Raw genomic sequence first — 11148 nt, forward strand, 5'->3', positions numbered from 1 at the left:
GATGCCAAGCGCCTCCAGGCCATATCCATCTAGTCGTGCACTACGACCCACCGCACATATTAGCTGGTCGTATGCAATTTCGATTTCGGTATCGTTATGTTTAACAATTAAGTACTTTTTACCGTCGCGTGTTTCGCAGCGCAATGCTTGATGCGAGGTTAACACGTTCACACCGCTATCTATAAGCGTTTGCTGCGCAAACTGCGACACTTCAAGGTCCTCTTTGAACATAATGCGATCTGCCATTTCAACTTGCGTCACATGTGAGCCTAAACGGGCAAAACATTGTGCCAATTCACAGCCAATGGGCCCGCCCCCCAGTACCACAAGTTTGTTAGGGGCCGCGTCGAGCTTAGCAAATTTAGTCCATAAATTATCGCTTGTTACATAGCCTGTTTCTTCTATACCCGGAAGTGGCGGTACAAATGGGCGTGCGCCGGTGGCAATAACAAGGGTGCGGGCAGTGAGCGTTTGCGTGCCGCCGTCATTTAGTTTAATTTCTACTGTCCACGGATCGATTAATTTAGCGTAGCCTTTTATTACCTCTACGCCTAAATTGGTGTAGCGCTCTACACTGTCGTGTGGGGCGATATCGGCAATTACTTGGTGTACCCGCGCCATTACTTTTTTAAATGAAAATTGCGGCGTGGCGTTTTCTAGGCCGTAATGCTCGCCATGGCGAATTTGCTCGGCAATTTTAGCGCTTTTGAGCAGCGCTTTACTGGGCACACAGCCGTAATTTAAACAGTCGCCGCCCATTTCGCCGGCTTCAATTAAGGTGACCTTGGCTTTCACCGCGGCGGCAATATAACTGGTAACTAAGCCACCGGCCCCTGCGCCAATCACTATCATATTGCGATCGAATTGTTTTGGTTTAGTATGGTTTTTATACACGCGACGCTTTTTAAACACGTTTAAAATACCTTTAGCCAGTAATGGAAAAGCGCCTAATAACGCAAACGATACAATAAGATCAACAGATAAAATACCCGATAAACTCTCTATTTGCGCCAGCTGTGTGCCGGCGTTTACAAAGACAAATGTACCCGCCAACATGCCTATTTGGCTTACCCAGTAGAAGGTCCATGCCTTAATTGCGGTTACCCCCATTAGTAAATTAATTAAAAAGAACGGAAACACCGGCACTAATCTCAGGGTAAATAAGTAAAATCCTCCTTCTTTTGCAACCCCTTTATCAATGGCTGCTAACCGCTCAGGAAAGCGCTGTTTGATACTGTCGCGTAGTAAATAGCGCGATACTAAAAAGGCTAAGGTAGCGCCAATCGTTGAAGCAAACGAGGCGACTAACAAGCCTTCGGCTAAGCCAAATAAGGCGCCTGCTGCCAGCGTTAAAATAGCGGCGCCGGGCAAAGACAAAGCGGTAACCACAACGTACAGTAAAAAGAACCCACCTATCACCAACAGTGGCGATTGCGCCTTGTAATGCGCAAATTGCTCCATCGATCCTTTTAAGCCTTCAAGTGTTAGTAACTGGTGCAAATCAAAATGAAAGAACAGCCCTGCGGCAACTGCAACAATCAATAATAATGCTATTTTTTTAACCATCTGCTCTCTCTTTACGTTACGGCTTAAAAATTGTGGGTAAGCGTTAGCTTGGCGTTAATCGGCAACTCAGGAAAAGCGAGGGTTGCGTTAAAGTAGCCACCTTCAAATACTGGGCGCCAATTTTTTTGGTTGGTAACATTGTTTATATCTAAGCGTAACGTGGTAGTGGGGGTGAACGCATAGCGGGTGTTCACATTTAATGTGTACTGATCGCGAATATACACGGTAGCCAAAAAGTCGAGTGGGTAGCTCTTGGTGTAAACACTTGAAAACCCCGCTTGCCACTGTGAATTAATGGCATAGTTACCGTTCACGCTCAGTGTTTGCTCAGGAATACCTTGAACTTGGCGCCGCGATGGCGCAAATGCGGTATAGCTCGGCGCACCCACACCGGTGCCAGCAATTATATCTGGGCGAGAGTTATCAAACGCATCGGCTATTTTCGCCGAGTCTTGGCCTGTGGCCGAGTTATCGTAGCGAGCATCTATATAACTGTATCCGGCGCTCAACCAATACGGGTAAGCTTGGTAAAATAGTTGGCTTTCAAAGCCGCTGGTGCGAATGCCTGAATTGCTCCCGTCGCGGTTACGTAAGCTGCGACGTTGGCTAAATACCGCGCCATCGGCGTACCATGGGCTGTCGCTGGGAGTGTACTTTAAGCCAAACTCAACGAGGGTGTTTTCGGTGGCAAAATTTTGCGCATTGATACGGTTATCGCCACCAAGTGTGGTGCCACCCGCCATGCTATTTGCTGTGGCTTCGTTGTAACTTGCCGCGCCATAAGCGGTTAAATCGTTATTGAGTGTATAATTAACACTCACTTGCGCCGATTGCAGCGCATCATTAATGCTATCGTGAGCCGCCACTTGCCCTGATGGTGCAATCGGGTCGCGTGCTGTTACGTCATAATAGTCAATACGGTAACCTATGCTAGTGCGTAACTCATTGCTCCATTGTGAATCTTGCTGCATCGCCACGCCGGTTTGCCATGAGCGCGAATCGGTGGTGTCAGAGAGGTTAAAATCGCCACTGCCATCGTTATTTAAATCGTATTGGCCTCCCGGGGATACAAATACGCCGGGACGCAGTGCAACCAAGCGTTGCTTTTGTGCGTCGGTTAATGCAATGCGGCGGTTTTCAAGTGGGCCGGTTAAATCTATAGGGGAGTCTGCTTCGGTGGTAAATTGGCTATAACCCAATACGCTATTGTAGCGAATATCAAACGCAAACAAGGTTTGTTGGCTATCGGTCCATTGGTAGCTCAGCTCGGTGCGGTTTTGCGCGGTATCGGCGCCGTCTATAATTTCAACAAAACTGTTTTGTGCAATTTCTTCACGCTGTAAGTGCTGAAAATAGCTGATGTTTTTCAGCGCTGCCTGCTCAGAAAGTTGGCGTTTATAAATACTGTGGAGCAAATAAGTGGTGGCGCTATTTTCATTGTTAGGATCGGTAAGCACGCTACTGTGGTCAATTTTTACTTGCCCTGTGGGTGAAATAATAGCCCCTGCGGCAGGCACGGTACTGCCGTTGGCCTGCACCCCTTGGCCGGTAATGTATAAACCGCTATCTATTAACGCTTGAGTGGGGCGGTTGATACCGGCGTTGTCGGTAAAGGTAATGTCGAACAGTTCAAAATTAATATTCCAGCTGCTTTTGTCATCAGGCACTAGTTGCAGCGCTGCAAATAAACTATCACTTTTTGTGCTGGTATAATCGTAGTAGCTGTTACTGTCAACGTGCTCATAGCTGATTCTAAACCCTAGTTCGTCATTGATAATAGGCGCTGTGTAATCAATTTGAGCGGTGTATTGATCCCAGCTGCCGGCCGATAGACGGGCTTTACCTTTAGACTGGCTGGTGGAGGCCTGTTTAGAGTGTAAGTTAACAAAGCCGCCATTTCGCTGGCTCGAGCCAAATAACACCGGCGGGGCACCTTTCACCACATCTAGCTGTTCAACCGCATTAAACGATAACGGCACACCAAAACCATTGTTACCGGCTTGGCGACGTGTGCCGTCCTGAAATAACTCACCGAGCTGGCCACGAATGGTTGGTAAGCTGGGAGCACCAAAGCCACTGGCAGAGTAAGTGTTTGGGCTTACCGCGAGAATATCCTGCAAGGTAGTAATATTTAGTTGCGCTAACAGCTCACTGGAAATAGGCGTGACCGAACGGGCTATATCTTGCAGTGCAAGGTTATCACCAAACGGGCCATCTATTGTGGCATCTTTAAGTGAAAGGCGCTGAGATTTAATGACTTGGCCCGCTACTTCAATGCGTTCTATATGCTCATTATTGGTTTCAGTGGCGCTTTGAGCGGCTTGCACCAGCAAGGGGGCATTTAATATGCTGGCTAATGATAGGGCTAAGTATTGGTATTTCAAAGGCTTGCTCTTTTTAGTTATTGGCTGCTGATGATAAAGACCGAAACGGCTATAAATAACTTTCAGTCATGTTAATTTTTTTGTTAACTTAGTTTGTTTCTATACTATTAAGCAGTATAGAGGCTTAGTGTAAACAGTGCTGTAATATAAATAGTTAAAATATATAGAAATAAAGTTAGGGTTATACGGTCTAGTTAAGCTAATCGTTTATTTATAGTTAATAATTAAGGAAATTTTATGGCAAATGCAATCAGTGGCGAGCTACAAAATCGGTTACAGTGGTCTTTACTCTCCCTGCGCGTAGGGGTGTTTATTGTAATGATAATGTGGACCCTCGATAAATTTGTAAACCCGGGGCACAGTGCGCGTATTTTTGAAAGTTTTTACGGTATTAGTGGTTCAACCGACATCGTGGCCTATATTTTAGGGGCATTACAGCTGCTGCTGGTGTTGGCATTTTTAGTGGGGATCAAAAAGCGTTTAACGTATGGCGTTATTTTTATTTTGCATGGCTTGTCTACGTTGTCGTCGTATAACCAGTATATTGATGGCTTTAATAACTTATTGTTTTTTGCCGCATGGCCAATGTGGGCAGCCTGTTTTGCGCTGTATTTATTGCGCGAGCAAGATGTGAAATTTACGGTTAACTAATACTTTATTAAAAGCAAGAAAAGGTTATAAGCCGCTTGGCTTATAACCAAAAAGTACACAGGAGAGTGCATCAAATTTATATCGTGTGTAATTAGTGCATGGCATCGTTGTAGTGCTCTGCAAGGCTTTCTTTTTGCCCCTCGGTGAGCGCTTTACCTGCCAGTTGGAACACCTCGTGCTCTTCTTCATCTAAATGGTGGTGTACCAAGTGGTGCAGCTTTTTAGCCGCTACTAACCACGCCGGCGAGCTCATCTCGGTGTCTTCAAGTTGCTCAATTAATTCATCAATCTGATGATGCTCTGCCACACTATGACGGGCTTTTTCATGGGTTAAATCTTCAAACATCAGTGGATTATAAAAGTAGCGTTCTTCAAATTTAGCGTGTTGTTGCAACTGTGTTTTAAGCTGCTGCATTAATGTTTTACGCTCATCGGTATCGCCATGGGTGTTGATCAGTGCATCCACTAATTTGCGTTGTATGTCGTGATCGGCGCGTAATGCTTTAAAGATATTCATTGCTATTCCTTTTTATATCCAGTTTGATAACAATGAAGCAAAGGCAATGCCATTTATAAGTATATTGAATTTATTAGTGTTTTTTTTTGTTGAGTAAAATGAACTGTGGCAATAAATGTAAATTTTTCTGGTTGTTCTATAAAAAAGGACTATTGCAAATACGCTCAACCAGCTTGAATAATCGGGTTATTACCAAGCCACCCATAAAGGTGGCTTGGGAGTATAAGCAAGCGTTACTTGTCGGCGTCTTTCACCGCTTGTAGCTTGGCTGCGTGGTCAATTTCAAACGCGGGCATGTCTTTATTACCTTCCATTAGGTAGTTATCCATCCAGCGCATTAAACGTAGGCTGTAGTCGTACTGCGCCGCCACTTTACGGTTACCGTGGCCCTCGCCTGGGTAGTACACTAAGCGCACGTCTTTGCCTTGCACTTTCATGTAACGATATAATTCCATAGATTGCGCAGGGTGCACACGTGGGTCATCTTTACCGTGCATGATCAATAATGGTGTTTTAGATTGACCGGCCCAATAAATAGGGCTGCGCTCTAAATACCATTGCCATTTATCCCACGGGTACGAGCGTGCGTGAACTAGGTTCATTTCGTTTGAAATATCAGTAGTACCAAACTTAGATAATTGATTCGATACGCCAACAAACATCACACTGGCGGCAAAATGCTCGGTTAGCTTTGTTGCGCCCCATGCCGACGCATAACCGCCGTATGAGCCACCGGTAATGCCAACTCGTTTAGTGTCGACTAAGCCCATATCAACGAGGTGCTGTTTAAAGTCGACTAAATCGTCAAACTCTTTACCAGCGTAATCGTTTTGGCCTAATTTTGAGTAATCGACCCCTTTACCGGTCGAGCCGCGATAATTTGGATAAAACACCGCGTACCCGCGTGCTGCTGCCATTTGCCCAGGGCGTGAATAGTTAGTTACCCAGCCATCTTTATCATGGCTTTCTGGGCCACCGTGTACCGACATAATAAGTGGGTAACGCGTGCCTTTTTCATAATCAAGTGGATAAACTAATACACCGTCTAGTTCAACACCGTCGCGGGCTTTCAGTTTAATGGTTTCTTGTTTGGCAAAACGTTTATCGTTTAACCAGCTATTTGAGTTGGTTAGTCGTTTAACGTTTTTACCGCGCACAATAAACACTTCATTTGGGTGTGTGGCGGTATTACCGCGCAGCGCTAATGTTTTATCTGAGTCAGAAAGGCTCAGTTGTGATGCAATAAATCGGCCTTCTTTAACTAATTTTTTGTAGTTATTAGCGCCTGCATTGATACTGGCTACAAAGCTTTGAGTGCCTACATTGGCAATAAAGTTAAGCGTATTACGTTTATGCGACCATTCAAAATCAACCACATGACCGTTAAAGTCAGGGAGCCATTCGCTAATTTTTGCGGTTTTAGTGTCGGCAATAAATAACCGCCCCGTAGCAGGGTCGTGCTTATCTTCCGCACCTAAAATAGCAATGTATTTTCCATCATGAGACAGCTCGGCTGCGCCTAATTTACCTTCGGTTTTAAATGATAATGTGACTTGATCGCTGGCAACGTCGTACAAGTGCCACATCGACTTAGTATACTTGTCATCAATCAGTGCCGTTGGCTGCGTTTTAACTAATAGTTTGTTACCATTCGCGGCCCAGTTGATATCACTGACATAGTTAGCCACATTACGTGCGCTAGGGCTAAGTGGTTTGTCGGCCTTTGCTAAATCAACAATAAACAGTTGTTTATCTTTTAATCCCAGCTCGTACACTTCGGCTTTAAAACCTAACTTTTTAAGTTCTTTTTCAGACTTGTCTGCCGCAGGCATAGCTAAAATAGCCACTTGCTGGTTGCTAGGGTTGAGCTTATAACTTGAAATTGAGGTGTCTTTTAAAGACAGTACAGCTTGTGCTTCACCGCCGTCAACGGGGATTTTATACAGTGCGGTAAATTTATCGTCTTTCAGCTTGGCTAAAAAATAGATAAATTTGCTGTCGTTTGACCATTGCAGGCTTTTAATATTGACTGATCCGGTAATAAACGGACGTTCAACCCCTTGATCATCAACAACATAAAGTTCACTGTAATTGCTACCATTTTCATCTACGTACAGCGTGCGTGGCACTGAGCGAGTGAATGCGACGTTGTCGCCACTCGGGCTGACTGTGGCTTGGTTCACAGACTGGATTTTTGGTATGTCTTCAATTGTGATTGTTGATTGCGCAAATGCAACGGTGCTGGTAAGCCCGATTGCGAGTGCTAAGCTAGTTTTTAGCATTGTTATTTCCTTTGCTTTTTATAATTCAGCCAGCAATATAGCAAATAACCTGGTGCAGCGTAAAAAAGTGCGGTGAATTGGAAAAACGCGCGGTAAAGGGTCAGTACCAAGGGTAATAGAGCGCTGTATTATAAATAGTAAGGCTAGTTAGTTATAAGCAAGGGTAGCAACATGCCCGCTTTTGAGCATGTTGCGGTATACATTAGTAAAGCTAACGCTTGGTGTTATAAGCTCTTTTTCGGTGGTAAAGCCACGTTGGCAAATATGAGTCCTGCCACCAGAGACATAAATATTAAAAACGTTTGTTGGCCAATGTGTTCTGCATAAACAAAGTCTTGCCCCTCAATTAGAGAGTTTAAGCCAATGTAGGTTTTACTGCCTGGTACCAACACAATCAGGCCTTGCATCGCCACAATAGACGCCGGTGCATTCACCACACGGTTAAATAAATTACTAAATATACCCACCGCTAATGCACCAACAAACGTACCCAGCGTGTAATCAAGGTACATGGCAGAGCCTATGGTAGTGCCATAGGCAATAAAACCAGAGGCAATAGACCATACCGCGTGTTTAATTTTGGTTCTAAATATGACGATTAAGCTACTACAAAGCAAAAAGATAGCCAGCCATGGCGACCAGGCGGGTAAAGGCTCGGGTTGTACAAAGTCGGCTTGACCAAATAACGCAAAGCCAATACCAATACCAATAAAGCCACCAAAATAGAGCTTAAATAGCAGCATCAGTGAGTCCATAACCCGCGCTGTGCCCGACACTAAGTGCCTTGCCGCAAGCTCAGCAAGCCCCAGCGCTAATGCTAAACCGGGAATAAACACGATGATGGATGACAACACCACTAAACGTATGTTGATTTCGGGGGCAAAATACACACTAATAGCACAGGCAATAATAGACGATACAATAGCCACTAAAGGTTCAAGCATATGGGCGACGCGTTTTGAGCGCCCCGACCAGAGCACAAACAAGTAAACGATAGACGACAGCAGTGCCGACCAAACCACATCATACCAACTGGTGCCCATAAGCATGGCAAACGCACCGCCAGAGGTTGCAAAAGCCACACCGGTTGCCAGTTTATTATAGTAATTTGGCGCAACAAAAATCAGATCGAGCTGCTCATCAACTTCGTGTAAGCTGAGCTTACCTTCAAGCATTTGATTAACTAAATCGTCGGTGTCGGCGAGGGAGCCTAGGTCGTGATCCCCTGGATCGACTCGTGCCACATGGGTGTATTCGTCTTCGTGACCATCGGTCCAAATTACAAAGGTGACAGAGGTAGGCGACATAACAAACGACGACTTAAGATCTAAGTAAGTCGCCACTTCCATTAAATGTGCTTCTAAGCGGTAGGCAGGTGTACCGTATTTGTGCAGCATTTTACCTAATTTAACGATAAATTTGCGTTTTTCTGTAAAGGTTGCGGTTTTCAAATGCTTTTAAGCCAAAGGTTAAATAACTAAGCTAAAAATATAGACAATATTGCTAAAAATTGCCCACCTTTTCTATGCCGCGATTTTAAACACAAATACGTCACTGTCTAGTGAATTTTTTACTATTTTTTATTTTTTTCGGCGATCCATTGCGCCATATATTGCGTACTGCGCATTGTATGATGTTTGAGCATTTGGCCGGTGAAATTTTTACGCCGATGAGCCGCTAAATCAGCACTGACTAATTGAATTCGTTCGATTAGCTGTTGGCTTAATTGCGCTTTATCGTAAAGGCTCTCTAGCAAGCTATTTGCCGCAAGTTGCGCCTGTGTAAATTGACTTTCGTCGTTATAAAGTGCCACCGCAGCGTGAGCAAAGTCCTCGGCGTTATTGGCAATTTTACCCGGCCAAGGTAACGCGTTATGCATTCCTTCACTGCCAATATCGGTGGTAACACTTGGGGTTTGCATGATCATCGCTTCAAGCAACTTGCCTTTAATACCTGCACCAAAGCGCAGCGGTGCTAAACACACCCGCGCACTTTGCATAACTTCGTAGGCGTCGTCGGCCCAGCCTTTAATTAAAAAACCGCTTTTTGGGTTATTTAACGCGGTGGCTTTAGGGGGCGGGTATGAGCCATAAATGTGTAGTTCAGCTTTGGGTAATTGCTTACGAATAAGCGGCCAAATTTCTTGCAAGTACAGTACCGCATCCCAGTTAGGCGCGTGCCTAAAATTACCTATGGTCATAAAGTGCTGGCGCTCAGCAAAGCTTTTGCTGCTGGTAGGCAGTGCCTGCAGATCAACCATAAACGGCAGGTGCTGCAGTAAACGGCTATCTACCTTGAATACCTGCTTAAGTAAGGTCATTTCATAGCTGGAAATAATTAAGCTTAAGTCGCAGCGTAAAATAGCGGCAATTTCGCGTTTTGCGATGTCTGAGTGTAAATCGTCATAACTAAATTCACGTTTTGCTTTATGCGCTTCATGGCGGGCATTACGCAAGCATTGTAAGTCTTCGGTGTCTAATATTTTAACAGCCTGAGGGCAGTGCTTATCAACGCGCCAACCAAATTGCTCTTCCATCATAAAGCGGTCGAACATCACGATATCGGGATTATACGCTGTTACATACTCATCAAAACTTGCACAGTTAAGCGCAATGCTTTGGCTAGTAATGCCAAAGTCGTCAAGATTAACCATGTGCTCGGTACGTTGTGCTGGGGTAGCAAATTCTACCTGCCATTGCTGTGCTTTAAACGCATTGAGTAATGACATCATATGGGTGCCTGCGGCAGAGGAGTTTGGTTCTGGCCATACGTAGCCAATTACCAGCACTTTTTTCATTAATAAACGCTCTAAATTAAAATAGTTACTATGCGCGCATTATAACAGCTTGCTTGATTTGCAGAAGATTTTATCTCACCAATAATCAAGCCTGGGTAACGGGTAACGGGTAACGGGTAACGTGTTAAAACAGCTAGCTCGAATCTCGCTTTTCAAATTAGTGGTAAGAAAGTAATAATATGGGTGTCTTTATAATTACTTGTGAAGGTAAATAGATTGCTTACAAAGTTAACCATTTTTTAGTGTTTTGATAGTTGATTAACTTTTGGTAGGTGAGTGTAAACTACCAGCGCGTAAGCGTAGCGTTAAGTGTGCGCTTAACTCATCTTTTACAGGGAGTTGTGCTACCTTAATGCTTTATGAATGATGCAAAACATGTTTAGATAGGATGATTTAATTAATAACTTTCAAAAGGATGAAACATGAACACTGTTAGGCTAATCGCTGCCCTAGTTGGCTGTGTTATGTTGCTGCCAACAAGTTATGCAGATCAAGGGTATCAAACCCCGTCGGCTGAACTTGCTGCATTAGTGGATGCCAAATTGGCACCGGCCAGTTATTTATCGAGTGATGGCCAATGGCTAGCCTTGTTTGAACGCAAGCGCGTAGAATCACTCGATGAGTTAGCAAAAGAAGAGCTAAAATTAGCGGGCATAAAATTAAACCCAGCTAACTTTTCGCGCTCTCGCGCACGCACTAAATACAGTGCAATAGAGCTTAAGCATGTGCCTACTGGCAGTGTTATCACCATTGATAATTTACCTGCGGGCATTATTCGCTCGCCGCAGTGGTCGTCAAATAGTGAATACTTAGCCTTTGTGGTAGAGCAAAACAGGCGGCTCATCTTTGGGTGTATAATGCAAAAACTAAGCAAGCCAATGAGTTAAATGAGCTTGCACTCAATTCTGTGCTTACCGCAGCACCTTATAAATGGCTACCCGATAGCAGCGC

At 44.5% G+C, this 11148-nt stretch carries 7 protein-coding genes and 1 pseudogene; 2 read left to right on the forward strand and 6 right to left on the reverse strand.

All coding sequences use genetic code 11. The annotated features are described in order from the left end of the window. Both ABYB02_RS10280 and ABYB02_RS10285 read right to left on the reverse strand, forming a co-directional pair. Positions 1 to 1566, reverse strand: a 1566-nt coding sequence (locus ABYB02_RS10280; protein WP_372762371.1) for an FAD-dependent oxidoreductase, incomplete at its 3' end; no start/stop codon positions are given. Positions 1567 to 1589: 23 nt separating this feature from the next. Next, on the reverse strand, positions 1590 to 3950 hold the full coding sequence (locus ABYB02_RS10285; RefSeq protein ID WP_372762372.1) for a TonB-dependent receptor: 2361 nt from the start codon (positions 3948 to 3950) through the stop codon (positions 1590 to 1592). Between the two features lie 237 nt (positions 3951 to 4187). On the opposite strand from ABYB02_RS10285, the gene ABYB02_RS10290 reads away from it, so the two are divergent. Further along, on the forward strand, positions 4188 to 4601 hold the full coding sequence (locus tag ABYB02_RS10290; RefSeq protein ID WP_372762373.1) for a hypothetical protein: 414 nt from the start codon (positions 4188 to 4190) through the stop codon (positions 4599 to 4601). Positions 4602 to 4692: 91 nt separating this feature from the next. Here ABYB02_RS10290 and ABYB02_RS10295 read toward each other — a convergent pair whose 3' ends face one another. The 4 genes from ABYB02_RS10295 to ABYB02_RS10310 form a co-directional block, all read right to left on the reverse strand. After that, the gene (locus ABYB02_RS10295; RefSeq protein ID WP_372762374.1) at positions 4693 to 5118 is read right to left on the reverse strand and encodes a hemerythrin domain-containing protein; all 426 of its coding nucleotides are present in this window, start codon (positions 5116 to 5118) and stop codon (positions 4693 to 4695) included. Positions 5119 to 5351: 233 nt separating this feature from the next. Then, positions 5352 to 7400, reverse strand: a complete 2049-nt coding sequence (locus tag ABYB02_RS10300; protein ID WP_372762375.1) for a prolyl oligopeptidase family serine peptidase — start codon at positions 7398 to 7400, stop codon at positions 5352 to 5354. 224 nt (positions 7401 to 7624) lie between these two features. After that, entirely contained in the window at positions 7625 to 8851 is a 1227-nt protein-coding gene (locus ABYB02_RS10305) for a threonine/serine exporter ThrE family protein (protein WP_372762376.1), read from the reverse strand. Positions 8852 to 8973: 122 nt separating this feature from the next. Next, positions 8974 to 10197 carry a glycosyltransferase gene (locus tag ABYB02_RS10310; protein ID WP_372762377.1) on the reverse strand — a complete coding sequence of 408 codons (1224 nt, stop codon included), beginning with the start codon at positions 10195 to 10197 and terminating at the stop codon, positions 8974 to 8976. A gap of 422 nt (positions 10198 to 10619) precedes the next feature. Between ABYB02_RS10310 and ABYB02_RS10315 the strand changes: the two are divergent. Continuing rightward, positions 10620 to 11148 (forward strand): annotated as a pseudogene (locus ABYB02_RS10315) (S9 family peptidase); the annotation flags it as partial.

Origin of the sequence: Pseudoalteromonas sp. (assembly GCF_041613455.1) — a bacterium.
GTDB lineage: Bacteria > Pseudomonadota > Gammaproteobacteria > Enterobacterales > Alteromonadaceae > Pseudoalteromonas.

Coding starts and splice junctions, on each gene's coding strand:
- ABYB02_RS10290 (WP_372762373.1), top strand. CDS start 4,188: ATGGCAAATGCAATCAGTGGCGAGCTACAAAATCGGTTACAGTGGTCT.
- ABYB02_RS10295 (WP_372762374.1), bottom strand. CDS start 5,118: ATGAATATCTTTAAAGCATTACGCGCCGATCACGACATACAACGCAAA.
- ABYB02_RS10300 (WP_372762375.1), bottom strand. CDS start 7,400: ATGCTAAAAACTAGCTTAGCACTCGCAATCGGGCTTACCAGCACCGTT.
- ABYB02_RS10310 (WP_372762377.1), bottom strand. CDS start 10,197: ATGAAAAAAGTGCTGGTAATTGGCTACGTATGGCCAGAACCAAACTCC.